Below are 26322 nucleotides of genomic sequence, written 5' to 3' on the forward strand. Positions count from 1 at the left end.
AAGGCCCCTGCCCGTCTTAGGGGAAGGGGACAATTGCTCCGGAATATCCACATGCGTTATGAGGACCGTTGCATGAACATAACGGTGATGCTTGCAACATATAAACGTAATGAAATATTGTCCCGAACTCTCGACAGTTTTTGCAACATCATAACTGATGGATTGAGTTGGGAAATTTTTGTAGTTGATAATTATGGTGATCCAAAGACCGAGCAAATAGTTCTTGGCTTTAACAATAAATTACCCATTAGGTATCTTGTAGAAAAAAAACGTGGAAAGAATAATGCGCTGAATAAAGCGGTTAAACTGGCAACAGGAGATCTTTTTGTATTTACTGACGATGATGTTATAGCAGATCATAATTGGTTGATGGAGATGCGGGACGGTTCAATGAGATGGCCTGACGTTTCCGTATTTGGAGGAAGGATATTGCCCCAGTATCCTCCTGAGACGAAAAGTCCGATATCAGAAGCTCACAAATTTTTCAAAGGAGCCTATGTCGTTGTAAACTGGGACACTGGAGAAGGGCACTGTCCACCGCATAAGATTTGGGGACCCAATATGGCCATCCGTTCCAATATTTTTCTTGAAGGGTGGCAATTTAATCCAGATATAGGTCCCAATGGGGATAATTACATAATGGGCAGCGAGACCGAACTGCTCATGAAACTGGAAGAGTCCGGGATGAACGCGGTATTTTTGCCTAACGCTTTAGTTTATCACCAAATTCGACGTGAGCAGTTAGAAGTTGCTTGGTTATATGGAAGGGCATTCAGATATGGGCGTTCTATGGCGCAGCTATACGAACTGCCGAATGCCACTTATTGGTTCAACGCGCCTCGATATCTTTTTAGAAAGCTCTTTGAAACGGCTATGAGGAGAATCATATATTGTTATGATTATGATAAAAGGATTGACTTGGGAATTAATTATTGGATTTTAAGAGGAAATATATACCAATACAGGAAAAGAGCTAAACAAGAATGTCTGGATGTCGGCAAATGAATAGAGTTTGAGGCGTAAAAAACGATGAATAGGTACAAACGCGTTGCACGATCAACGATAAACATGAGAGTGAGGCTGAAATGTGATGGTAGTCAGCCAAGCGATTAATCACGAGGTAGGCGCCTACCTCAGCGATGTGCTTGCGGGTATCGTGCCCTTGCCAAGCCCCCCGGACGCGGGCTCAATCGACGATGCGCTGCTTGCCAATGAACTCTTTACGGTGCTCACAAGCCGCGCGTTCTGCTATCTGGGGCGGAACAAAACCGAGTGCTATCGCAATGATGTCGTGACCATGCTACGCAGACGGATGTCGACAGGCGGAGCCCTGAAGTTTTTCTACGATATCGGACCGGGCTACCACGCCACGACCCGCCCAGGAATTTTGCCGCTAACCTACGATGTCGGTCTCTCCGAGCTTCTTATCCTTTCGCAGATTAACGCGCTCTGTCGCCGCATAGTCGAGTTGTATCCGCCCGGTGCACACTTCTTTCTTGTCGTCGATAACCTCTGTGGCTTGCGCACGAACGACATTCCTCTCGATCTCACGGAGGGATACGTGCGAAAGTTTCGTCAACTGATCGACGAGATGCGCATTTCGCACCGTGTTGGCCTGATTGTCGAGTCAGAGGAATTTGACCTCGAGGAGTATGACCGGCTCCTGAGAGATGCCACGGTTGAGCCTCCCGATTCCGACCCGTCGCCACAGGCTGTCGACAATGTGGCGCGTTTCCTCGGGCGCCCCGTCACCGCGGCCGAGGCCGCCGAACGCATGCATCGGTACCGCCTGACCGGTTGCGTCACCAACTACCTCTTCGACAGGCTGATCAAAGACGTCCACATGACCCAGCGGGCAACCGGTGCGACGCTCGGATTCCGCCCATTCCCGGGCGGTGATCAGCGCACGCAGGCCGGTGAGTTGGTGCTCTGTCGCAACGACAAGGGACGGCTTTGTCCGCTGCTCCTCACGAGTAGAAATGTCGACCACTACGACTGTGTGCGGTTGGAATTCTCCGACGTGCTGCCGGCACCAATGGCACATGTCACGTTCGCTTCGTCTTGCCCGCCAAACAGCGCGCCCAGGTAGTGTCCCGTGCGGTTAGTTCGTACCCGTGCCCCCGGCTCTTTTGTACGCTGCCGTCGTTGCGGCCCCTTGATGTAGCCCCTCCAGCACTCGCACCGCCGCGCCTTGGCACCAGCAAAAAACAACTCGGAATTACTTCTCGCGACTAACCGCAAACCGCACGGGACTCTAGGTGAAATAGCTGTACAGCCCCTCGGCGATCCGACGGCGCATCGCCTGCAAAGGGGCCCCGGCCACCTGGCTCGACGCCCCTGTCGTCTTGTTGACATCAATTAGCACGGGACGCCCCTCGTGGACGAGATAATCCAACTTTCCGTAATCGAGGTTAAATTGCTTGCGCCATGTGTAGACTTCGGAGTGCGGTTCGATCTCTTCCGACGAGACGCTCATCGAGGCCTTGAACACAGGGTGGGGGGACGCGATCCTCATACAGGTCCAGCGGTCGCCGAGCACCTGGAACATGCGCAGATGATACAAGCCGTTCTCACGCTCCGGGAGAAATCGTTCGACCACAACGTCGCTCCGTTTGAAAAAAGACGATGGAACTTCTTTGACGCTGTCGTAAACCCGGTACTCCGTCCAGTCTGTAATCGCCTCCCGACCGGTGAGCCGGTCCATGACTTGGCATGCCGTGCGCCAAGCGCTGGAGTGTTTGGTGAGCCACCCCGGCGTCAACGATTGCTCAGGCGCACCTCCGTAGTTGAAATTAGACTTCACTATGACGGGCCCGATCCACGATTGGTGCGGATCGACGAGCTGGGTGCTGACAACAGACTTGCGAATGTCCCGGATTTGCCCATTGAGGACAATCGGATAGCGCGAGGCGAAGGCGAGGTATTGATCGGGGACGACCGACAGGTCCACGTGCAAGAGTACGATGTCTGCCGGCACATAGGTTTTTGTCCCAAACAGATAAACGACTTCGTGCCCGTCCTCGCGCCAGTATCTGGCGAGGTGATCAACGCTGTATTTTGTGACCCCGGTAACGCAATTACCGCTGTGGAACAGAACGACGATTCGCTTCTTAGTGAGGTTCATGGGGGTTCCATGTATCATCTGTGGGAGAAAGGAGGGGCAGCGGTACGTGCTGGTCGCTCGGGCAATAGATTTGAGTGGTTAAGCAATGGCAATAGTCAGTGAATGCAGTTCGCCATTTTATAGGTTTCATGCATTATAAGCGTTTGATCGTTGCATTGTTGTGAGATCACCTCCCTGAGGCGAACAAAAGAGTTCACATCCAGCCCGCTGATTTTCATGCCCACTCCGTCCTCTTCGCTACGAACTACGCAGGCATTCAAATAGATTGAAGAGTTGGGCGATTGATAGATGGTTACTTCCAGGGGATTGTCGAGCGGCAGGTCATGCTTTGTTTTGATAAAGAAGCCTTGCAAGCTTACATTTCCTATATTTCCCCAAAAAATTTGCTCTTTATACTTAATTGAGGCTCCGCCGGAAAAAGTAACCCGAGTAAAATTTCTCTTCTCCATTTTGATGTCTCCCCGCTACTCATATTACGAGAAAGCAGCATTAAAATGTGTTGATTACAATTTAAATTTATAATACTGTTTATGAAATTTCTAAATAAGGAATATCAAAATAATATATGCATTAATGCATAATTGCAATATTAATTATATTTGTCTAACAATGTGTAGTGCTAGTCTGTGTTACTTATCCCTGTAATGTTAAACAGTGTTATATTGTGTTTTGCTTGTGTTGAAATACTTTGGCCCGACGTTTGCATTTGATGTCGGCGTTAGGCTTTTGCATGGCTGACGCTGCAAAGGTCGGCCATTAAAACGTGCATGCCGCCTCTTTTTTTTGCAGCACAAAATAGCCCCTGAAAAGCCATGTATGTTTGGTAGTTTTTAAAGCAATTTATATGCCGTAGATATAAATAGCTGTTTTAATTTATGTATTTATGGGGCTCTCTTTTGTGGCTGCTTTGTTGTTAATTTTTTCGACAGCAGTGTTTGGATTATGAAGAAAGCAGATTGGGGGCCCTGGAGGGCGTCCTTGTTCGTAAATTCACGGGGCAATAGCGTGTTAATGCGAGCTGATGTGAAATGGGGGAGAGCTGCAAAGCTTACCGCCGGAATGGGGGACGAAGCGTCTGGATTTGAGCTTGCGGCAAGGTTAACAGGATAGAGAGCGACCGCTTTCTCTGAAACCGTGCATGAAGCATGTCTTGAAAAAGGTCTTCGTCTCAGCCAGGAGGGAGTTAAAGTGCTTAGAATTTTTTGGGTTGCCTTGGTCTTGTTTGTTTGTTCTGCTTGTGGCGGCAAGTCGAAGGAGGAGTTGTTCAGCGAGGGGCTTAAGCAACTGAATGGTTCCAATTCGAACGCTGCCGTGGTCCTTTTCAGAAGTGCTTTGGAGAAAGATGAAAATTACAGCGATGCGCGTTTCCAGTTGGCAAAGGCATACGCCGCCTTGGGAAAGCGGGAACAGGCGGAAAGAGAGTTTACCAAGGTTCTGAAGCAAAATCCTTCCCGTGATGAAGTTTTGCTGGAATTGGCAAAACTTATGGTTTCTGCAAAGAAAACTGACGAGGCTTTCAAGTTGGCGGGGCGGTACCTCGCCAAACATCCCGGCAGCGCCGAGTGCTTGGAGACTCTGGGGATAGCGTGTGCTGCGAGTAAGAGGTATGACGAAGCGGCGAGTTATCTGTTGCAGGCCCTCAAAGCAGACCCCCGGCGTTCGAGGACAAAGCTCGAACTGGCAGCACTCTACGTGGCCGCAGGAAAAGAGCCAAAGGCAAAAGGTCTTCTGGATGAAATCGTGGCCGAGGACCCGAAAAACCCCCGCGCATATTATATGCTCGCCGCCATGGAAAAAAGTGCGGGAAATACTGACAAGGCATTGGAGATTTATCAGAAAATTCTCGCAATCAACCGCTCGGAGGCACTTGCCAGTTACAAGTCCGGGTTGATTCGTATTGAAAGGGGGGAACTGGATCAGGCTGAGAAAACCTCTGACGAGATGATCAAAACGTTTCCCAAAAGATCCGATGGCTATCGTCTGAAAGGATTGGTCAGTTACCAGCGAAAAAAATATGCGGAGGCCGCCACTCAACTTCAGAATTCCATAAAGATTATGCCCACCTCGGAAGGATATTACTTTCTCGGGCTCTGTTACTATAATCTGGGTGAACTTGAAACCGCCTTGAGTCAATTTCGCAAGATCCTTGACGTTGTGCCCACTTCACGGCAGGCCCGGCTCATGACGGGCGCAATTCTCCTGACACAAAGGCGGACTGATGATGCGATTGCCGAGATCAATAAGGTACTGCGGCAGGATGACAGGGATGCGGTTGCTCACAACATGCTTGGCAATGCCTATATGGCAAAGGGGATGTTCGATGAGGGCATGCAGGAGCTGAATCGAGCGACAAAAGCTGATCCCAAGATGGTCGATGCCTATCAGAAAAAGGGTTATTACTATTTGAGCCGTGGGAAAAATACCGAGGGAGAAATGGAGCTTGCAGCGGCTGTCAAGATGGCTCCCGATTCCCTGAATAGTCGCCTGCTACTCGCCTCTTACTATATGCGGAAGGGAAATAACTCCAAGGCGCTGTTTGTCCTCAAGTCCGGTTTGACGGGAAAAAAGAGCGATGCCCCGCTATATAATGCCTTGGCGGCCCTCAACTTCTCCGAAAGTAAGCAGGCTGAAGGTATCAAAAACCTGCAAAAAGCGAAAGAGATTGACCCGCTGCTGCCCGCGTCCTACCAGAGTCTGGCTACATATTATGCCGTTGCGGGTAATTATGACAAAGCCATTGACGAGTACGGCACCCTTTATCGCAATGATCCGCATAATGCCCAGGCAATGCTTGGGCTGGCGGCTTTATATGAAATAAAGGGCGACGACCGGTCAGCCCTTGTCTATTACCAGAAGGCAAAAGATGCCAATATCCCCGCGGCATTTTTGGCGCAGGCAAGCCATCATCTGAAAAAGAAGGAAACCGCCAAGGCGATAAAGGTGCTGGATGAAGCAATAAAGGTTAACCCGCGCGATGTTTCAGCCCTTGAGATGAAAGGGCGTATCCTGGTTGCCGATAAGAAGTATAAAGAAGCTGTTAAGATTTTTGACGACGTGGAAGCCCTCAACCCGGAAGCGGGCATTGTCCTGAAAGTAAATACCTATGTAGCCATGAAGAACACTGCCAAGGCGGTAGAACAGGCGCGCAAGGTCATCACCAAATATCCGGGCTCGGCACGTGGATATGTGTTGCTCGGTTCCGTTTACGAAAACCAAAAAAACTATGCAGGCGCGATCAGGGAAGTGAAGAATGGTTTGCGCGTAGACCCCGATAACGTGAATGCACTGCTCTTTTTGGGAAAGCTCTTTGAAACCCAAAAGGATTATGACCAGGCTATGGTTGCGTATGTCAATGCCGAGCGTAAAAAACCTGATTACGTGCCGGCCATTTACGCCCAGGGGGCAATATTTGACCTGAAAGGGAAACAGAGGGAAGCAGTCGAGAAATATCGGCTCTGTCTTGAAAAATCACATACCTATGTACCGGCTCTGAACAATCTGGCCTATCTCTGCGCGGAAGGTTACGGCAAAAAGGAAGAAGCCCTGCGGCTGGCAATCGTTGCCTTTAAGCTGGAACCAGGGAATGCCGGAGTCATGGACACACTGGGATATGCCTTGCTGAAAAACCGCCGAATAGACGATGCGAAGAAGGTTCTGGAAAAGGCCGCCAATCTCCTCCAGAATAATCCAACGATCGCTTACCACCTGGCACTTGCATACAGGAAGTCCGGTGATAAGATAAATGCAGTGCGAACCTTACAAAAGGCCCTTACGCTCGGTGACTTTGCCGATGCAAATGCCGCTAAATCGATGCTCTCTGAACTGAGAAAATGAGACCCAAATGAGTTTGCGCTGGTTTATCCTCATAATAGTCGATGTCCTGCTGGTTCTGCTGTCCCTCTACTCTGCAGCCGTGATACGCCTCGGCTACCCGGAAGTCACCAGCAAGTTGTCCGAAACTTCGACATTTTATACTGCATTCATTTTTGTCCTGGCGATCCTGTTCGCCTCGCACCTGATGGACACCTATGATTTCGACAGAAACACCAGAAAACGTGAGATCATCATTAATACCCTGCTCGGTGCGGCAACTTCATTTTTCCTGCTTTCCATCACCTATTACGTTGACCCGAACATTATGCTCGGGCGTGGCATACTGGTAATCTCGATTGCTATTTTTTCTCTCCTGCAATATGTCTGGCATGTGATTTTTTACCTGGTTGGCCGCCACAACCCACGATTTTCCCGGCGGGTTTTGGTATTGGGTACCGGTTCGCTGGCAAGCCAGGTCGGGGAGTTCTGTTCGGCCCACAACCGTAATTATACCCTGGCGGGATACGCATTATGCAATTGTAATGGTGCCAGCAACAATGAGAAACAAGGCGAGAGCGTTGTCGTTCCCCATGACCTGATTGTTGGAAACGCCGACGACCTGATGGCGGCTACGCTTGTTGCACAGGCCGATATAATTGTTGTTGCACTGTCCGAGAGAAGGGGCGTTTTTCCACTCAGGGATGTTTTGCGTTGCAAATTGAACGGCATTGAAGTCATGGATGCTCCCTCGTTCTATGAGCTTATTCATGGCAAACTCATGCTGGAACAAATCACTCCCAGTTGGATCATTTTTTCCAGTGGCTTCCGCAGGCCAATCTATTTCAGTATCTGCAAACGTTATATCGATGTCGTCCTGTCCTTAACGGGTTTGTTTCTGACGCTCCCTTTTTTCCCCATTATCGCACTTGCCATTAGGCTTGATTCCCCGGGCCCGGTGTTTTTCAGGCAGATGCGTGTCGGTAATAAGGAAAAAATGTTTAATTTGTTCAAGTTCAGAACCATGCGCCAGGATGCGGAGGACAAGTCCGGTGCCATATGGGCTACCAAGAATGACCCGCGTGTGACCAAGCTCGGGAGCTTGTTCAGGAAATCGCGGATTGATGAAATTCCCCAACTGTACAACGTTTTGAAAGGGGATATGAGTTTTGTGGGGCCGCGTCCGGAACGACCTGAATTTGTTGAAAAATTGAAACAGGTGATCCCGTACTATTCTAAGCGTCACTTCATAAAGCCCGGACTGACGGGATGGGCACAGGTGCGATATCCTTACGGTTCGACAATAGAAGATGCCATTGAAAAATTACGCTATGACCTGTTCTATATCAAAAATATTAGCCCGTTCCTGGACACGTTGATCTTTTTCGAAACCATCAAGGTTGTGCTTTTTGGCCGTGGCGGGCAATAACGCCCTGCCAATATCCCTGTTTCGTGAGGACTTTATGAGAATAAATCTGATGGCGGCATGTATAGGTATGCTTTTCTTGATGACCCCCTTGGCATCCGGTGCGGCGGACTATGTGATCGGCGAAGGTGATGGCCTGGATATTTCCGTATGGGGGGTAAAAGAACTGACGTTCTCCGTGAAAGTACGCCCGGACGGCAAGATTACCGTTCCGGGCCTGGGGGATGTGGCTGCCAGCGGCGCGACCCCCAAGGAGTTGCAGGTGTCCTTGGGAACACGACTCAGGGAACTGGTGAAGAATCCTATTGTTACGGTTACCGTTAGAGATATTACCAACAGCAAAGTGTATATTTATGGCGGTGGGATCAAGTCGGGGGTCTATGATCTCCAACGGCGGACAACGCTCCTGCAATTGTTATGCACGCTTGGCGAGGTCAAGACAGCCGATCTCCGGAGAGCATATTTGTTGAGGAACGGGAAAAGAGTGAAAGAGGATTTCTATAAGCTGTTTATCAAGGGAGAGTCGGAGAATGATATACTGCTTGAGTCTGGCGATTCATTGTTCATTCCGCTCCTGCTGGATAAGAATGTCTATATCCTCGGCGCCGTCCTCACCCCAAAGGCCGTTGAGTACCGGGAGGGCATGAGGGTCATGGAGGCGATACTCGAAGCGGGAGGTTTCACCAAGTTCGCGGACCAGGATGATATCGTAATCAGGAGAAAGGTCGGGCAAAAGGAACAATCCCTGGAAGTTAAGGCTAAAAAACTTTTTAAACAAGGCGACCTGTCCCAGAATCTGGTGTTGGAGGCGGGTGATTACGTCCTTGTCAAGGAAAGCCTTTTTTAAGTAGCGGCCGGTTCACGTAAAATTTTGCTTGTGAGGTGCATATGCAGTCTTCTGAACTTGATTTCAAAAAGTATCGGCAGCTTTTGATCAGACGTAAAGAATTATTTGTGACGCTGGCTTTGCTGATTATGACGGTAGTCACTATCGTAAGTTTTGCGCTCCCCAAAATATATGAAGCAAAAAGCACTGTTTTTATAGAAAAAAATGTGATCAGTGAGCTTGTCAAAGGTCTTACTGTTTCACCATCCATGGAAGACACGATAAAAGTTCTTACCTATGCAATCACCAGCCGCACGCTGCTTGCCAAGACCGCTGATAGTGTTGATATGAACCTGGCACCAAATAGTAATACCGAAACGGAAGAACTCGTAAAAAAACTCCAGAAAAATATCGTAGTACAAGTAAAAGACAAGGATTTGTTCATAATTTCATATAAAGACCGTAACCCACGATTGGCCCAGGATGTCGTCAATACATTGGTCCGCCTTTATATCGAAGAGAATACTTCATCAAAACGCGGTGAATCGTATGACGCTACCAAGTTTCTTTCTGAACAAATATCCGCTTTCAAAACAAAATTGGACAAGGCGCAGGATGAAGTAAACGCTTATAAGCGGGCGAAGGGAACGGCCATCTCGATTGATGAGGGAAAACTTTTTCAGGATATTAATGCTTCGCAGCAGAAACTCATTGATCTGGAAATGAGGCGTCGGCAGTTGGAGGGAATGCGCCAGGTAACGAAAACGACCAGCGACCCGTTGCGCTCGAAGCTGTCTGCGCTGCAGAAACAGTTGCATGAACTGCAGGCTCAATATACCGATAGCTATCCCGGGGTACTCACGGTAAAAGCGGAAATCGAGTCAATCAAGGAGCAGATGAAGGCTTCGGGTGGCGGGCAAGCGTTTGACTCCAACGAGCTGGCAAAAGTCGATTCGGAGATCGCGGCCATCAAGATATCGGAAGATGGGCTGCGTCGCAATATCGCTTCGAATCAGGCACTGCTCAGGAACATTCCTTCGGCAAAGGCTGAACTCGATAAGTTGGAACTGGAAAGGAATAACCAGAAAAATATCTACGACCAGCTGTTCGCGCGTCACGGGCAGTCCGAGGTCTCAAAGCAGATGGAGGTGCAGGACAAATCAACAACGTTTCGTATTGTCGACCCTGCCGTCCTCCCCGCGACGCCCATAAGCCCGAATCGCCTTTCCATTATGTTGTTCGGAATCGTCGGTGGTTTGGCCGGCAGTTTTGGCGTTCTGCTGCTTCTTGAACAAATGGACGCATCAGTAAAAGATGCCAATTTTGTCAAGGAATTCGGTGTGCCAATTTTGGCGGTTATTCCTCATATACTGAATCCGCGCGAGGCGGCCATACAGCACAGGCGCGCGACGCGGCTGTTTACCGTTGCCGGCGTATATTTTCTTTTTCTGCTCTGTTTTCCGGCAATGGAGCTGCTGGGACTAAACTACGTCGATAAAATGATCACCTACGTTTCTCCGGCTAATCTTGTTCAGGACGTCAAGGGGCATTTGCGGTAAGAAGGACATCTGTCGATACACCTGATGTATCACGAAAGGGTTAACATATGAGCAGAATTGAAAAGGCCATGGAAAAGGCGGCACAGCTTCGGGATGGTGTTGCCCCGCCTTCCGAGGGACATCCACAAAAGCGCGTTTTCAGGGCCATTCCGGCTCAGCCTCCTCCAATCCCGCCCGTAGCCCACAAAATACGACCTGACAACCCGTATCTCGTCAATCTGAACGATCCGCATTCACCTACGGCGGAAGAGTACCGAAAACTGAAATCCGTACTGGTAAAAATGACCAAAGGCGAGGATTTTTTCAAGAACACTATTATGGTGACAAGCGCGGTACCACACGAAGGGAAGACGCTCACCGCTCTCAACCTTGCTATCAGTCTGGCCCAGGAGTTCGATCACACCGTCCTGTTGGTGGATGCGGATCTGCGCAGTCCTTCTGTCCAGCGTTACCTCAATATTGATAGCGGACAAGGACTCTCGGACGTCCTCCTCAATGGAGCGGACATCGGAGATACGATCATCGCCACAGGTATTGGCAAGCTCTCCATAATACCGGCTGGCCATGCTGTCAGCAATCCGGTTGAGTTGTTCACGTCACAGAAAATGAAAGAGTTGATCGAAGAGATGAAATACCGCTATCCCGACCGGTATCTCATATTTGACACGCCGCCCATTCTCCTCTTTGCGGAAACACGCTCCTTAGCCCACCAGATGGACGGGGTACTGTTTGTCGTAAAAGAGCGGCTTGCTTCCCACGAAAACATCAAAGAAGCTGTTGAAGCTCTCAAGGGGTGCGAACTACTGGGAATGGTATATAACGACGCCATACTTGACCGGCATGACGAACGCTACTCATATTATCGCGACTATTCCCACAAAGCTACATAACAAAAGCGGAGCACGTATGTACGAAACATTTTTCAATTTACGCATGAAACCATTTGACTTGGTTCCCGACCCAAGTTTTATCTACCTGAGCAAGTCGCACAAAAAGGCGTTGACGTTTCTGGACTACGGAATCAGAGAGCGAGCAGGTTTCATTCTTCTTACCGGAGAGGTCGGTTCAGGCAAAACCACAATAATTAGAAATCTGCTCAATAAGCGCTATGAGCAGTTGGTCCTGGCCAAGGTTTTTAATACCCGCGTCACCTCTGAACAACTGTTGGCAATGATCAATGACGATTTCGGCCTTCAGACCCAGGGGAAGGATAAGGTTACCCTGATCCGGGATCTGAATGATTTCCTGGTTGACCAGTATGCGCGCGGCAATCAGCCGATCCTGATCATAGATGAAGCCCAAAATCTCGCTCCGGAGCTTCTGGAAGAGGTCAGGATGCTCTCCAATCTGGAGACATCCGACAGCAAGCTCCTGCAGATTATTTTAGTTGGACAACCCGAGCTGAGGACTATCCTATCTACCCCCGAGCTACGCCAATTGCGGCAGCGGATCAGCATAAATTGCCATTTACAATCGCTAAACCGTCAGGAAACCGAGCGGTACATAATGCATCGCCTGGAAGTTGCAGGCAATGCCCTCGCTGTGGAGTTCCCTTTTGAGTCGTTGGACATTATCTTCCGCTATAGCAGGGGAATTCCCCGCTTAATAAACATTATCTGCGATTTTCTGATGCTTTCGGCATTTGCCGAAGAAATGAAGGTGATTCCCGTCGAGATGGTGCGCGAAGTTATCGGGGATCTTGATTTCGACAACCATTTTTGGTCAAGCGGGGCCGTTACCCCCCCGGAAGGATTGTCGGCTGATGCCGGCGCTGCATCGCACCTGTTGGAGAACAATGATATGCGCGCCCTGTTGAACGATATTGCCCGGCGGATCGATGCGCTTGAGGGGACAAACGGCAGCCCGGTGCAAACAGTCATCACTGAGTTTCAGGATCGCTTCACGCAACTTCAGAATAGCGTCTCCTCACATATGGCAAAGGCCGATTCGCAGATATTCAGCCTTATCAGAAAACTGGATGAAATCGTCCCGCCCCATAAAGACGATAGTGCCCTGGAAATGTCTCATGAACCCACGAATGTGGGGTTTGTCCGCAGGGTTTTTGGCGGCGATACCTTCGGCAGGAGAAAATGATGAACTGTTTCCGGCAGGCTTGGATGATATGCTCACTGATCGTAGCAGGCCTTGTAACGGGGGGTGCCCGGCAGGCCTGCGCCGCTGAGACGGTGTTTAAGCCATCGCTTGCGGTAAGTGAAGAGATCAACGATAACATCTACGAGGTCGCGGCCAGCAAGAGAACCGACTATATTACCCGTGTCCAGCCGGGAGCGTCGCTTCATTACCTGACCCCCTTCTGGAATTGGGATACGGCCTATACGCTCGATTACCGCAACTATGCGCGGCACAGCCGTGATGCCGAGTTTAATCACGACGCCATGGTGAAGGGGAACATCGCGCTTGTAGATAATTTTTTCTATCTCGATCTCAATGAAACCTACCGCCGGGTATCCGTTAACGTTACCCGTGACGTGACCACCCAAAGCAGCCTCTTTCTCAATCAGACCGACCAGAATATCGCTGTCGTTTCGCCGTATCTGCTTTGGAAAATGGGAGAAAAAAGTACGCTCAGGACCGGTTATCGCTATTCCGATACCCGTTATTGGGATGCAACCAGCATCGACAAGTTCGAACATGGCGCCCTTGCCGATTTTAGTTATGAATTGACGCCCAAACTGAGTCTTACTTCCGGGTATGCATTTACGCGCAGTAAAACGTCACTCAGCCGTTTCGACAGGCATGACGTTTATGGTGGCTTCAAATATCAATATGCCGACAAGTCTTTTGTTTTCGGCAAACTGGGCAGAAGCTGGCAGATCTTCGACAAGGCCAATGATGTTGCGTATTATTTTTGGGATGCCGGCATTACGCATGACTTCGAAGTCGCCACGGTAACAGTGGAAACAAAGGCTCAAACTACCGAAGATCCGCAGTCTGTTTCGACCAAAGAAACCGACTACATCGGGAAGATCGACAAAGTATTGACCCGCGGGGCTTTTGGGTTGTCAAGCACCTATTCCGAGTATGTCAATACGCAAACGGATATTCGTAGTCAGCGCAAACTTTCCTTCTCCGGCTATGGACGTCACGAAATCATACCGAGCCTAACGGTCAGCCTTAACGCAACAGCGGAACATTTCTATCAGATCAATTCCGGCGATTTCCCCTACCATTTCATTGCCACAAGCGGCTTGACCTATGCTTTCAATTATGACATCAGCCTTGGTGTTACGTATTCCTTTGAAACCTATCGTAATGCTGTGGACAGAGCGGCCGACGCCAAAGAGATTAACCGTGGAATTGTCGAAGTGAGGAAGACTTTTTGATTCTTAATGCCCTGACCATCGATGTGGAAGATTATTTTCAAGTGTCGGCATTTGAGCGCTGTGTGAAACGCAATGAGTGGGCCGCCTACCCATTGCGGGTTGAAGATAATACTCGCCGCATACTGGATATGCTCGACGAATTCGGCGTTACCGCCACATTTTTTGTGCTGGGGTGGATTGCGGAACGCACACCTCAATTAATTAAGGAAATTCAGGCAAGAAGACATGAGATCGCCTGTCATGGGTATGGCCACCAACGGGTTACCCAGCAAACCAGACAGGAATTCCGCGACGACATCCGCAAAAGTAAGGCGGTGCTTGAAGACTTGCTTGGAACAGCGGTCATAGGGTATCGCGCTCCCAGTTATTCAATCGCACGCAACTCTTTCTGGGCCTTCGACGAGCTGGTTGAGGCAGGGTATCTTTACGATTCAAGTGTATTCCCCATTCGCCATGATTTTTATGGAATTCCTGACTGGCCCCGCTACGCTTGTAATGTATTTCGTAAAACCGATGGGGACTGGGACCCGGAGACGGAATCACCCGAAATCGGAGGGGCTGAAATCGTGGCTGCACCGCGAATATTCGAAATTCCAATTACAACCTTAAACATTTGCGGAAAAAACATTCCCATTGCCGGGGGCGGATATTTCCGCTTTTTCCCCTATGTATTCACAAAGTGGGGGTTGCAACGTATTAATTCCAAAGAAAATAAATCGTTCGTTTTTTATCTGCACCCCTGGGAGCTCGATCCGGAACAACCCCGAATGAGAGGCGCCGGCGTCAAAAGCACGTTTCGTCACTACCTTAATCTTCACAAGACGGCACAACGATTTCACCACCTGCTGGCGGACTTCAGGTTCACCTCACTGAAGCAGATGTATTTTGACGATTGTTCAATGCGCTCTTAAAGGGGACTGTCCGATGCCGTTTGTAAAGCAATTGTTATCCACGGAGCGTAACGTCCAACTACAGTACCTCTTCTGGGCTGTTTTCGGCGTGGCTTTCGCCTGCGCCTACTTTCCCGTCATCACCAACCTGGTTCATGCCTGGTCCTATTCCGACGACTATTCATATGGTTTTATAATAGCGCCTGTGGCTGCTTATATGCTCTGGCAAAAGCGAGAGGTTTTTCTTGAAAAACAGGCTATCGGTTCATGGTCGGGATTGCTTCTGGCAATAGGTGCCTTGTTTCTCTATGCCGTTTCAAAAATAGGAGAAATGCAAACCATCGCGTCGCTTTCCATGATCGTATTTCTCTGGGGTGCCGTCATTTTTCTGTTTGGTTATGGTGTCTTCAGAGCCTGTTTTCTCCCTCTCGTGTTCCTCGCCTTCATGATACCTGTCCCGGCCCAGATTATAGCGAGACTGACCATTCCGCTCCAATTGCTCGTCACCAAGGCCAGCGTCGGACTTGCATCATTCAGCGGTATTCCGATTTTTCATGATGGAAACATAATCCAACTTCCCCAAGGGACGTTCCAGGTTGTGCAGGCATGCAGTGGCCTTCGATCGATTATGACCATGCTGACCCTTGGAACGGTGTTGGCGTATTTTACCTTGCGATCCAATATTCTGCGGGGAGCGCTGTTACTCCTCGCTATTCCCATTGCGCTCGCAGTCAATATCCTCCGTGTTTTCGTCTTGATCTCAGCCCTCTATTTCCTCTCCATCGACCTGTCGGAAGGGACGCTCCATACGTGTTTGGGGCTTGCTATGTTCGGGATTGCCTTGGGCCTGTTTCTGGCGGCGGGAAAGGGGTTGGCACTATGCGAGCGGTGAGGTCGGTACGGCTGGCAATTCTTATCATATTATTGGCCGGTACCACGTTCGTTATCAAGGACCATTTCAAGGCGGGGGCAGCCACTATAGCGAAGGAACCGCTGCAACAGGGGATTTCCCCGGTCGGCACCTGGCAACTTATCAGTAATTTTTCGATGGACGCGCCTATCGTCGAGGCACTCAAACTTGACGACTATCTCTATCACTCCTACCGTCGCGACAAAGGGCTCGTCAATCTATACATCGGGTATTACCGCACGGTAAAGAAGGTCGGAGCGGCCCATGATCCTTTGGTCTGCTTTCAGGGGCAGGGGTGGCAGATCGGAAATCGCGGAAACGGAGAGTATGTTCTGAAAAACAAGCAGAAGCTGACGATCCAATACTCGTATATGATAGCTGAGCATCAGGGGGACCGGGAACTCGTCGTTTATTGGTTTCAGGCAAACGGGAAGGCTGTTCACAGCACTCAGGCGCAAAAAGTTGCCATGGTTTTGGATAAATTCTCAGGCCGGAGTGAAGATAACGCCTTCGTACGGATCAATTCACCATTGGGGGAAGAAAACATTGCGACGGTACGGAAGCGGGTGTTCGATTTTATTGAAGATTTTTACCCCGTTTTTTACAGCTATATTACTCGGTCATAAACGCGAAGCAGCCGATGATTGAAACCTTTTTTTTCTTGTCAGTGGTACTTGTTTTTTATATCTATGCCGGCTATCCCTTGCTTGCTGCCGGTCTGGCGGCTTGCCTTCACCAAACGGTCAAGAAAAAAACGTTCGAACCGACCGTCACGATTCTGATATCGGCCTACAACGAGGCGGAGGGAATCGCAACCACCATCGAAAATAAGCTTGGATTGGAATACCCCCACAATAAGCTGGAGATCATCGTTATTTCGGACGGGTCAACCGACCGGACCGACGCTATCGTGCAAGGCTTCGCCGACCACGATGTCCGCCTCCTGAGGCAGGAACCCCGTGCCGGCAAGACCGGCGCTCTCAATATGGCCGTCCCCCTGGCAAAGGGAGATATCATCATCTTTTCCGATGCCAACTCCCTCTATGCTCCTGATGCGTTACGCAAGCTGCTGGCGAATTTTGCTGATGAAGAAGTGGGGTATGTTACCGGCAAGATGATCTACGCCAATCCTGACGGCACCCCTATCGGCGAGGGGTGCAGCGCCTATATGAAGTATGAGAATGCCCTTCGTTCCATCGAGACCCGCCTCGGTTCGGTGGTCGGGGTGGATGGTGGGATAGATGCCGTACGCGCGACGCTCTACAGGCCGATGAACGCCGATCAACTGCCGGATTTCGTCCAACCGCTCAAGGTCATCGAACAGGGGTATCGGGTCGTGTATGAGCCCGAGGCCGTCCTGTGGGAACCTACCCTGAAGGATACGGACGACGAGTACCGGATGCGGGTCAGGGTATCCCTGCGTGCGTTCTGGGCTCTATTCGACATGCGGCAGTTGTTGTGGCCGGGGATTAACCCTCTTTTTGCCTGGCAACTCTGGTCCCACAAGGTACTGCGTTATCTCTGCTTTTGGTTTCTGCTTGTTGCCTATGTCACGAACTGGCTGTTATTGGGGAATGGAGAAGGGTATACGGTGATGTTGGTGCTGCAGCATGCAGGGTATGTGGGCGCTTTAGCAGCACCCCGAACAAAGAGTGCCGGAGTATGGGGAAGACTCCTGACGTTCAGCAGATATTTTGTCCTGCTTAACCTGGCAGCTGCACACGCTTTCGGCAAATTCCTTCTCGGGAAAAAGCAGGTGGTCTGGACGCCGCGCAAGGGATGAGATGAGGATAGTGCATGTCATTGATAGCGGCGGATTGTACGGAGCCGAGATTATGCTCCTCAACCTGATGAGCGAACAGGTTGCGATGGGATTTGAACCGGTCCTGGCCAGTATGGGGGAGCATGCTATTGCCGGCAAGCCGCTTGAAGAAGAGGCCCGTCGGCGTGGCTTGCGGGTGCAGGTTTTCCGCATGATGCCGGGGCCCAATGTGTTGGGTGCTCTTGAAATTCTCCGTTTTGCCCGCAGGGAAAAAGCAACTCTCCTCCATTCCCATGGTTACAAGGGGAATATCCTCCTTGGGCTTATCCCGCGGAGAATTCGCAAAATCCCCATGATCGCGACGATACATGGCTGGACAGGAACAGGCGAGATCAACCGCATGATGCTCTACGAATGGTTTGATTCGCTTGCCCTGAATTTTATCGACCGTATCGTGCTGGTCAACGAGGCCATGAAAAGCCATCCCAAATTAAGGAATCGCCCAAGGCTCCGCATGGAAGTGGTCATGAACGGCATTCCTTTGGCGAGCGACCCCGTTGATGGCAAGGGACTAGATCGTGAGGTACGGGATTTCTGCCGGGGGGGGTATACCCTTGGCGCCATCGGGCGATTCTCAAGGGAAAAAGGGTTTGACCGGCTGATCGAGGCGGTTGCAATCCTGGCCCAAAAGCGTCAGGACATCCGTTTGGTGATCCTGGGGGATGGCGACCTGCGGAGGGAACTGGAGCAGAAGGTGCGGGAACTCGGTTTGGAAAACCGGGTACTCATGCCCGGCTACCGGGAGAACGCCAGAAGCTATCTGCCGTTTTTCAGAGTCTTTGTATTGTCCTCCCTCACCGAAGGGCTGCCGCTCGTCCTGCTTGAGGCGATGCAGGCGGGGGTGCCGGTTGTTGCGACCAGTGTCGGGGGGGTCCCCGAGGTCTTGCAGCATGGCAAGGCGGGGATATTGGTGCCTGCTCCCCGTGCCGTTGACCTGTCGGAAGGCATTGGCAGAGTCATGATGGATGAGGCTTTGGCGGCAGAAATGGCTGACAGATGTAAAAAAATAGTCGTCAGCACGTATTCCTCGCGTGCAATGGCGGAGAACTACGCTAAAATTTATACGAGGCTTGTTGACTGACGACGGGCGGCGTATCCCGCGGAAAGCACCCCATGACAAACGTTCTACTGGTAGGCGATAACAGTTCATACCAAAACTGGGGGGGGCGAGGCGGGAGCATTGCCCTGCTGCAGATATTGTCGGAGCGATACCGGATCAGCGATACCATCCCCGGCAGCACGTTCCTGCTCGACTCTGCCGGTTTCGGATACGTTAATACATTCCTCCCCTCTGAGTATGGCTGGTTCTTTAATATGCTGCGTGCGAGCCGGCATAAAAGACGGGTGTACGATTACTACATGCGGTTGGAAGAGTTGTTCGGGGCCAAGGATTTTATTGCCCATGATCCTGCTGAAACCGTTGCCAATATCCTCCGTTACAAGGACACCCACAGAGAGATCGGCGAGCTCTATGAGAAGGCGTACAACGCAGACCTCCTCGTTATCCATGGGGAAGGCGATTTTGTGTTTACCACCCCGCCGCGAAGGGAAGTGCTGTTTCTGCTGGGTATGGCCGAGTTGGGTCTGCATCTGCACAAAAAGGTGGTTTTTGCCAATGGACTCGTTTCCGACTGCCCTACCACCGGGCGGAATCATGCGACCCTTGAATTCGCCCGAAGGACGCTGTCACGTTGTAACGGGGTCATCGTGCGTGATTACCAGTCCTTGGAGTATGTGAAAAGCGAGATGCCGGACGCCGATTGCAGCCTTGTTCCCGATTCCCTTTTCAGCTGGTATCCGTACATCGAAAAAAGCGCCTCGGAAATCCCGGCAAACGGTGACTTCATCATGCCCTTTCCGGAGAGCAGGCGCAATCTGGGACGGCTGGATTTTTCCAAACCCTATATCTGCATCGGCGGAAGCGCACTGGCCGCGAAAGACAAAACAGCAGCAGTACCCCATTTCGCGCGCCTTCTGGAAAAGGTTCAGGGACTGGGGTATCCGGTATATCTCACGGAAAACTGCGGGGGGGATGTCTTTCTCCGGACGGTTGCAGCCGAAGCCGGGGTGGGGTTTGTCCCGGTCAATACCTCGGTATTCATGGGGGGCGCGATCCTGGCAAATGCCCGCCTCTTCATCTCCGGCAGATACCATCCCACCATCCTCGCCTCACTGGGCGGAACGCCGTGCATCTTTCTCGGGTCCAGCGCTCACAAGATGCTCAGCCTACAGAAGCTTCTTGAGTATGAATATGTGCGCGAGTTCCCTGTTTTCCCCTCCAGCGGGGAGGTCGACGAAATACTTGAATTGGCGCGGGAGTACCTCAAACAGGGAGAATCGTTGCGGGCAACCATACGAGCTGTTGCCGGGAAGCGATGCCGCGAGGCAAAGAGGTTGCCCGATGTCATAGCCGGGCATATTAAGGATAAGGACACGGAGCCCCGGTAAGGCACGTCGGGGGCAGGTCCGCCGCCACGCTTGACACGGAAAAGAGAGCATCAATGGACCTGAGAAACAAAAAAATCCTTGTGACCGGTGCCGACGGGTTTATCGGCTCTCACCTCACCGAGGAACTCGTACGCTCCGGCTGCGACGTTCGCGCCTTTGTCTGTTACAACTCGTTCAACTCCTGGGGATGGCTGGATAGCCTCGCCCCGGAATTGTTGACGTCGCTGGACGTTTTCAGCGGCGATATCCGTGACCCCCACGGGGTAAAACAGGCCATGACGGGGTGCGATATCGTTCTTCACCTGGCTGCGCTCATAGCTATCCCCTATTCCTATCATTCGCCGGATACCTATATCGACACCAATATCAAGGGAACCCTCAATATCCTTCAGGCCGCTCGCGAGTTGGGTGTGGCAAAGGTGGTGCATACATCGACCAGCGAGGTTTACGGCACGGCCCGTTTTGTGCCCATAACCGAAGAACATCCTCTCCAGGGCCAGTCGCCGTACTCCGCTTCCAAGATCGGCGCCGACCAACTCGCCTTGTCCTTTTATCATTCCTTTGAAACGCCGGTTGCCATAATCCGTCCTTTCAACACCTACGGACCGAGACAATCCGCGCGGGCCTTTGTGCCGACGGTCATTACCCAGATTGCGTCCGGGGCTCGCACCATCAGGCTCGGTGCCCTCCATCCGACGCGTGACCTCAACTACGTGGCCGACACGGTTGCCGGATTCATGGCGGTCGCCCAATGCGATGCAGCCGTGGGTGAGGTGATCAATATCGGCAGCAACTATGAGATTTCCATGGGGGACACGGCCCGGATGATTGCCGATATCATGGGGGCTGACATAGAGATCGTCACCGATCAGGAACGGCTCAGGCCCGAAAAGAGCGAGGTGGAAAGGCTCTGGGCCGATACCGCCAAGGCGAGGCGGCTGCTCAAGCATGAACAGAACTATGCCGGCCTCGAAGGGCTGCGGAGGGGGCTTGCCCGGACAATCGAGTGGTTCGCCCTTCCGGAAAACCTCAAGCTGTACAAGCCGCATATCTACAACATCTGAACGATCTTATAGGGGGCGCATGGATACTTCTAAAATGATACCGCTCTCAGTACCGTCCCTGAAGGGCAATGAATGGAACTATGTCAAGGAGTGCCTGGATACGGGGTGGGTTTCCACGGCCGGCAAGTACGTTGAACGGTTCGAGGAGGAGTTTAGCTCCTTCGTCGGCTCCCCCCACGCCGTTGCCTGCGTCAACGGGACCGCGGCACTCCAGGTGGCGCTCAGGGTTGTTGGCGTGCTCCCCGGCGATGAGGTTATCGTCCCGACCCTCACGTTCATTGCCCCGGTGAATGCCGTGAACTACCTGGGGGCCGCCCCGGTCTTCATGGATTGCGACGATTTCTACAACATTGACGTGGAAAAAACTATTGATTTTCTGCGGGACGAAACGGAAATCCAGCGTGGCGTTACCTTCAACAAGCGAACCGGAAGAAGGATTGGCGCCATAATCCCCGTCCACATATTCGGCAATGCGGTCAGGATGCATGAACTCGCCGCGGCCTGTCGCGACCGCAACATCAGCATCATCGAGGATGCGACCGAGAGCCTGGGCACCCGTTATCTCGATCCTGTGTTGGCGGGGAAGCATACGGGAACCATCGGGGATGTGGGCTGTTTTTCCTTCAACGGCAACAAGATCATCACTACCGGCGGCGGGGGGATGATCGTTACCAGCATTCCGGAATATGCCGAAAGGGCGAGATATCTGACCACCCAGGCGAAGGACGATGAGGTCAGGTATGTTCATAACGAGGTCGGTTACAACTTCCGTCTGACCAACGTCCAGGCCGCGATCGGGGTGGCACAGCTGGAACTCCTGCCCGGATTTCTGGAGTCGAAACGGGAAAACTTCCTGAGATACCGGGATACGATAGACCACATCGACGGCCTGACGCTTGCGGACGCCCCCCCGTATGCGCGGAACAACCACTGGATGTACGCGTTGCAGATCGACCGCACCCGCTACGGAAAAGACCGGGAGGAAGTGATGGCATACCTGAAGGGGGAGGGGGTCCAGACGAGACCCGTCTGGCACCTGAATCACCTCCAGGTCCCCTACCGCGATTGCCAGCAGTATCATATCGAAAAGGCGTGCCGGATGCTGGAGATAACGTTGAATATTCCCTGCAGCACGGGTATCACGGCGGGCGAGGTGGCGTTTGTGGCCGAGCGGTTGCGCCATGGATAGGGTGGTCGTCATCGGCGGAGGGGGACATGCAAAGGTCCTGATCTGCGTCCTGAAAAAATCCGGCTATGACATTGCCGGTTATACGGACCGGCAGGACAAGGGGCTGATTCTCGGGGCCCCGTATCTCGGTGATGACAGCATCCTCGCGGAGATGATACGGAAAGATGCCGCTTGCCGGGCAATTATAGGCATAGGAAAAATTGACGCTTCAGACCGGAGGATCAGACTTCAGAACGAACTCCTTGCGCTCGGTTACGAGTTTCCTCCGGTAGTGTCTCCCCATGCCGTTGTCAACGAGGAGGTCCGACTCGGGGCCGGAACAGCCGTCCTGGACGGGGTGGTGGTCAACAGCGGCTCACAGATCGGGCGTGCCTGCATCCTCAACACGAACAGCACGGTCGAGCATGACTGCCGGATCGGGGACAACGTCCATATCGCGCCCGGTGTCACGCTCAGCGGTGGGGTAGGCGTGGGGGACAACTGCCTGATCGGAACCGGGGCGAACGTCATCCAGGGCGTGGGCATCTGTCCCAATTGCCTGATCGGCGCCGGCTCCACGGTGGTAAAGGATATAACGATCCCGGGGACGTATGTGGGCAACCCCGCGAAGAGGATCAGATGATGCGTGAACAGAGGACCTATATCATTGCCGAAGCCGGCGTGAATCACAACGGCTCGCCGGAAATCGCCAAAGAGCTTGTGGATGCCGCGAGGCTGTGCGGCGCCGATGCCGTCAAGTTCCAGACCTTCAAGGCCGAGAAACTGGTTACCAGGAGCGCGGCAAAGGCGGACTACCAGAAGCGCGACGCAACGGGAGGGGATTCCCAGTTCGAGATGCTGAAGCGGCTCGAACTCAAAGAGGGGGATTTCAGGGAGTTATTCGCCCACTGCCACCGGTGCGGCATCGAGTTCATGTCGAGCCCCTTCGATGAGGAGAGCGCGGACCTCTTGGATTCGCTCGGCATGTCCACCTTCAAGGTCCCGTCGGGTGAGATCACCAACCATCCTTTGCTGGAACATATCGCCCGAAAGGGGAAGCCGGTGATCCTGTCCACCGGTATGTCCACCCTGGGCGAGGTTGAAGAGGCCCTCGGGATATTCCAGGCGTGCGGAAATCCTTGCGTCACCCTGCTCCATTGCGTCACCGAGTACCCCGCACCCTATGGGGAGATCAACCTGAACGCCATGCTCACCCTGCGGGAGGCCTTCAAGGCGGCGGTGGGCTACTCGGACCATACCCCGGGCATCGAGATCCCCCTGGCGGCGGTTTCACTCGGCGCCAGGGTTATCGAGAAACATTTTACCCTGGACAATGCCATGGAAGGGCCTGACCACAAGGCGTCGCTCAATCCGGCGGATTTCATGCGCATGGTTCAGGCGATCAGGAACGTTGAGCAGGCCATGGGTGACGGCATCAAGAGGCCGGCCCCCTGCGAGTTGAAGAACATCGATATTGCCCGAAAGAGCGTTGTGGCTGCGGAAACGATTGCGGAAGGCGAGATCATCTCTATCGATAAGCTGACGGTCAAAAGGCCGGGGTACGGTGTGCAGCCGAAAGACATGGAGAAGCTGGTCGGGTTGAGAGTCAACAAGACGATTGCAAAGGATGACGTGCTGAAATGGCATTACTTGGCGTAAAAAAACGCAAAATCTGCGTCGTCACCACCAGCCGGGCCGATTACGGGCTGCTCTATTGGCTCATGAAGGAGATTGAGGGAGATCCCGATCTGGCGTTGAGCGTAATTGCTACGGGCATGCATCTTGCGGCCGCATTCGGCATGACTGCCGATGTCATCGAGAAGGACGGATTTCGCATCGACAAGCGGATTGAGATGTTGCTCTCCTCCGACAGCGAGAGTGGGATCGTCAAATCCATGGGAGTGGCGATGATCTCCTTTGCCGATGCCCTGAAGGAGATCGGGCCGGATATCGTTGTGCTTCTGGGGGACAGGTTCGAGATCGTCCCGATTGCCCTTGCAGCAGTGGTATTTCGCATCCCGTTGGCCCACATTCATGGCGGTGAAACCAGCCAGGGGGCCATTGACGAGGTGTTCAGGCATTCCGTGACCAAGATGGCAAGTATCCATTTTGCGGCTACTGAAACCTACCGCAAACGGATCCTGCAGATGGGGGAAGACCCCGACGTTACCTTCAATTTTGGCGCGCCGGGGCTTGACGCCTTGTACCGGCTGCCCCTGTTGGACCGCAATGAGCTGGAAAGTGCGCTCCGGTTCAAGCTGGAAGGGATCGTTGCCATTGTCACCTATCATCCGGTTACTATCGAGCAGGGCACGGCTCGGGAACAGATCGACAATCTGCTCGCAGCGATCGAAGCCTCGGGCATCAAGGCGGTCTTCACCAAGGCAAACGCCGATACGGGCGGCAGCATCATCAACGCCAGGGTTGAGGAGTTCTGCAGGGCAAACCCGCACAGGTTCAAGCTTTTTGACAGCCTTGGCCAGCTTAAGTACTTGAGCTGCCTGAAAAACCTCGACCTGATGCTGGGAAATTCTTCGAGTGGTTTGATTGAGGCACCATCCTTCGGGCTGCCGGTCGTCAACATCGGCAAACGCCAGAGGGGGCGGATGCGGGCGGCCAATGTGATCGATGCCGATACCTCGACCGAATCGATCGGAGAAGGTATTGGCCGGGCGCTCTCCCACGATTTCAGGGCCGGCCTGGAGACTATGGGCAATCCCTATGACCGGTTCCGGGATGGAAAGACATCGTTGCGGATCAAGGAAAAGCTGAAGACCATAGAACTCTCGGAAGATCTTATCCGGAAAGAGTTCCGGGATTTGGCCTGAAAGGTCTTTTTATGATTACCACGCTCATGATCAGGAACGGTTCACGGATCAAGGATGCTTTGCTGCAGCTTGAAGAAACCGAACGAAGAACCCTGTTTGTCGTTGACGGCGAAGAGCGTCTGATCGGCACCCTGACGGACGGCGACATCCGGCGCTGGATTCTGGCGGAAGGAAGCCTGGACGGCACGGTGGAGAGCATCTGCAACACGATGCCGTGCCTTACAACTGCCGGTTACGATCTGGAACAGATCAAGACCACGATGTTGGAGAAGAGGATAGGGTGCATTCCGGTCGTCAACGGGAAAAGGGAGATCATCGAGGTCCTACTCTGGGAGAATGTCTTCGGAGAGGTGCAGGCCGGCAGGCAACTCACGCCGATCCGCCTGCCGGTCGTCATCATGGCCGGTGGGAAGGGGACACGGCTTGATCCTTTTACCAAGATACTGCCGAAGCCGCTGATCCCACTCGGCGACAAGACCGTCATTGAGACCATAATCGATTCATTCGTTGTCTGCGGGGTCGACAAATTCTACATCTCCGTCAATTACAAGTCGAAGATAATCAAATCCTATTTCGAGGAACTAGGCCCTGCCTACACCATCGAGTACATATACGAGGACAAGCCATTGGGGACTGCCGGCAGCCTGCGGTATCTGAGCGGCAAGATCGACACTCCCCTGATCGTGACGAACTGCGACGTCATCATCAAGGCCGATTACTCGGATGTGGTGAAGCACCACCTGACCAACGACAACGACATCACCCTGGTGGCTTCCCTCAAGAACTACAACATACCGTACGGTGTCTGCGAGGTGGAAAACGGCGGTATCCTGAGCAGGATACGTGAAAAACCCGAATACAACTTCCTGGTCAATACCGGTTTGTATGTGGTTAAACCGGAAACATTGAGCTTCATCCCGGAAAATGAATTTTTCCATTTTACCCATCTTATCGAGAAGGTAAAGGAGTCCGGAGGTAAGGTCGGCATCTACCCGGTCAGCGAAAAGTCGTGGATTGATGTCGGGGAATGGGCCGAATACAAGAAGGCGTTGGATACCTTGCACCTGAATTTCTGATGCTGCGGACAATGCAGCGATGGGAGC

23 protein-coding genes are annotated in these 26322 nt (G+C 52.2%); 21 read left to right on the forward strand and 2 right to left on the reverse strand.

From position 1 onward, the window contains the following. Nucleotides 1–72: 72 nt before the first annotated feature. Together ET418_RS12480 and ET418_RS12485 are read left to right on the forward strand one after the other, a co-directional pair. Nucleotides 73–1005 (forward strand): glycosyltransferase family 2 protein, encoded by a 933-nt coding sequence (locus ET418_RS12480; protein WP_188055517.1) that lies wholly within the window; start codon nucleotides 73–75, stop codon nucleotides 1003–1005. 82 nt (nucleotides 1006–1087) lie between these two features. Next, the gene (locus tag ET418_RS12485) at nucleotides 1088–2089 is read left to right on the forward strand and encodes a hypothetical protein (protein ID WP_149307963.1); all 1002 of its coding nucleotides are present in this window, start codon (nucleotides 1088–1090) and stop codon (nucleotides 2087–2089) included. A 165-nt stretch (nucleotides 2090–2254) separates the two neighbouring features. Here ET418_RS12485 and ET418_RS12490 read toward each other — a convergent pair whose 3' ends face one another. Both ET418_RS12490 and ET418_RS12495 read right to left on the reverse strand, forming a co-directional pair. Further along, on the reverse strand, nucleotides 2255–3124 hold the full coding sequence (locus ET418_RS12490) for an ATP-grasp domain-containing protein (RefSeq protein WP_149307965.1): 870 nt from the start codon (nucleotides 3122–3124) through the stop codon (nucleotides 2255–2257). A gap of 95 nt (nucleotides 3125–3219) precedes the next feature. Further along, entirely contained in the window at nucleotides 3220–3573 is a 354-nt protein-coding gene (locus ET418_RS12495; protein ID WP_149307967.1) for a PilZ domain-containing protein, read from the reverse strand. A 739-nt stretch (nucleotides 3574–4312) separates the two neighbouring features. Between ET418_RS12495 and prsT the strand changes: the two genes are divergently transcribed. From prsT to ET418_RS12590, 19 genes are read left to right on the forward strand one after another with little or no spacing between them, the layout of a single operon-like run. After that, on the forward strand, nucleotides 4313–6958 hold the full coding sequence (prsT, locus tag ET418_RS12500) for an XrtA/PEP-CTERM system TPR-repeat protein PrsT (protein ID WP_149307969.1): 2646 nt from the start codon (nucleotides 4313–4315) through the stop codon (nucleotides 6956–6958). 7 nt (nucleotides 6959–6965) lie between these two features. Further along, a complete protein-coding gene (locus ET418_RS12505) occupies nucleotides 6966–8363 on the forward strand; it encodes a TIGR03013 family XrtA/PEP-CTERM system glycosyltransferase (protein ID WP_149307971.1) in 1398 nt (465 codons plus the stop codon). Between the two features lie 34 nt (nucleotides 8364–8397). Beyond that, nucleotides 8398–9207, forward strand: coding sequence for a polysaccharide biosynthesis/export family protein (locus tag ET418_RS12510; protein ID WP_149307973.1), 810 nt, complete (start codon nucleotides 8398–8400; stop codon nucleotides 9205–9207). 41 nt (nucleotides 9208–9248) lie between these two features. Then, nucleotides 9249–10745, forward strand: coding sequence for an XrtA system polysaccharide chain length determinant (locus ET418_RS12515; RefSeq protein WP_149307975.1), 1497 nt, complete (start codon nucleotides 9249–9251; stop codon nucleotides 10743–10745). Between the two features lie 47 nt (nucleotides 10746–10792). After that, a complete protein-coding gene (locus ET418_RS12520) occupies nucleotides 10793–11635 on the forward strand; it encodes an XrtA-associated tyrosine autokinase (protein WP_149307977.1) in 843 nt (280 codons plus the stop codon). Nucleotides 11636–11651: 16 nt separating this feature from the next. Beyond that, nucleotides 11652–12839 (forward strand): XrtA/PEP-CTERM system-associated ATPase, encoded by a 1188-nt coding sequence (locus ET418_RS12525; RefSeq protein ID WP_149307979.1) that lies wholly within the window; start codon nucleotides 11652–11654, stop codon nucleotides 12837–12839. After that, on the forward strand, nucleotides 12836–14089 hold the full coding sequence (locus ET418_RS12530) for a TIGR03016 family PEP-CTERM system-associated outer membrane protein (protein ID WP_149307981.1): 1254 nt from the start codon (nucleotides 12836–12838) through the stop codon (nucleotides 14087–14089). Before ET418_RS12525 ends, ET418_RS12530 begins: the two co-directional genes overlap by 4 nt. Further along, nucleotides 14086–15000, forward strand: coding sequence for an XrtA system polysaccharide deacetylase (locus tag ET418_RS12535; protein WP_275937957.1), 915 nt, complete (start codon nucleotides 14086–14088; stop codon nucleotides 14998–15000). Before ET418_RS12530 ends, ET418_RS12535 begins: the two co-directional genes overlap by 4 nt. Before the next feature lie 13 nt (nucleotides 15001–15013). After that, nucleotides 15014–15871: an exosortase gene (gene xrt / locus ET418_RS12540; protein ID WP_149307982.1), complete on the forward strand. Its 858-nt coding sequence runs from the start codon at nucleotides 15014–15016 to the stop codon at nucleotides 15869–15871. Then, nucleotides 15859–16515: an exosortase C-terminal domain/associated protein EpsI gene (locus ET418_RS12545; RefSeq protein ID WP_149307985.1), complete on the forward strand. Its 657-nt coding sequence runs from the start codon at nucleotides 15859–15861 to the stop codon at nucleotides 16513–16515. Before xrt ends, ET418_RS12545 begins: the two co-directional genes overlap by 13 nt. A 14-nt stretch (nucleotides 16516–16529) precedes the next feature. Then, nucleotides 16530–17672, forward strand: coding sequence for a glycosyltransferase family 2 protein (locus ET418_RS12550; RefSeq protein ID WP_149307987.1), 1143 nt, complete (start codon nucleotides 16530–16532; stop codon nucleotides 17670–17672). Nucleotide 17673: 1 nt separating this feature from the next. Further along, a complete protein-coding gene (locus ET418_RS12555; RefSeq protein WP_149307989.1) occupies nucleotides 17674–18792 on the forward strand; it encodes a glycosyltransferase in 1119 nt (372 codons plus the stop codon). Between the two features lie 32 nt (nucleotides 18793–18824). Next, nucleotides 18825–20159, forward strand: a complete 1335-nt coding sequence (locus tag ET418_RS12560; RefSeq protein ID WP_149307991.1) for a polysaccharide pyruvyl transferase family protein — start codon at nucleotides 18825–18827, stop codon at nucleotides 20157–20159. Between the two features lie 53 nt (nucleotides 20160–20212). Then, complete coding sequence (locus tag ET418_RS12565; RefSeq protein WP_149307993.1) at nucleotides 20213–21223, forward strand: NAD-dependent 4,6-dehydratase LegB; 1011 nt, start codon at nucleotides 20213–20215, stop codon at nucleotides 21221–21223. A gap of 19 nt (nucleotides 21224–21242) precedes the next feature. Continuing rightward, nucleotides 21243–22412, forward strand: a complete 1170-nt coding sequence (locus ET418_RS12570; protein WP_246153053.1) for a LegC family aminotransferase — start codon at nucleotides 21243–21245, stop codon at nucleotides 22410–22412. Then, nucleotides 22405–23034: an acetyltransferase gene (locus ET418_RS12575; protein WP_149307995.1), complete on the forward strand. Its 630-nt coding sequence runs from the start codon at nucleotides 22405–22407 to the stop codon at nucleotides 23032–23034. The genes ET418_RS12570 and ET418_RS12575 overlap by 8 nt, the downstream gene beginning before the upstream one ends. After that, a complete protein-coding gene (gene neuB / locus ET418_RS12580; protein ID WP_246153054.1) occupies nucleotides 23031–24050 on the forward strand; it encodes an N-acetylneuraminate synthase in 1020 nt (339 codons plus the stop codon). The genes ET418_RS12575 and neuB overlap by 4 nt, the downstream gene beginning before the upstream one ends. Further along, complete coding sequence (gene neuC / locus ET418_RS12585; protein WP_149307997.1) at nucleotides 24032–25219, forward strand: UDP-N-acetylglucosamine 2-epimerase; 1188 nt, start codon at nucleotides 24032–24034, stop codon at nucleotides 25217–25219. The genes neuB and neuC overlap by 19 nt, the downstream gene beginning before the upstream one ends. A gap of 11 nt (nucleotides 25220–25230) precedes the next feature. Then, nucleotides 25231–26295 carry a nucleotidyltransferase family protein gene (locus ET418_RS12590; protein WP_149307999.1) on the forward strand — a complete coding sequence of 355 codons (1065 nt, stop codon included), beginning with the start codon at nucleotides 25231–25233 and terminating at the stop codon, nucleotides 26293–26295. Nucleotides 26296–26322 lie beyond the last annotated feature (27 nt).

The sequence above is a fragment of the Oryzomonas rubra genome, assembly GCF_008369015.1.
In the GTDB taxonomy this organism is placed as follows: Bacteria; Desulfobacterota; Desulfuromonadia; order Geobacterales; family Pseudopelobacteraceae; genus Oryzomonas; species Oryzomonas japonica.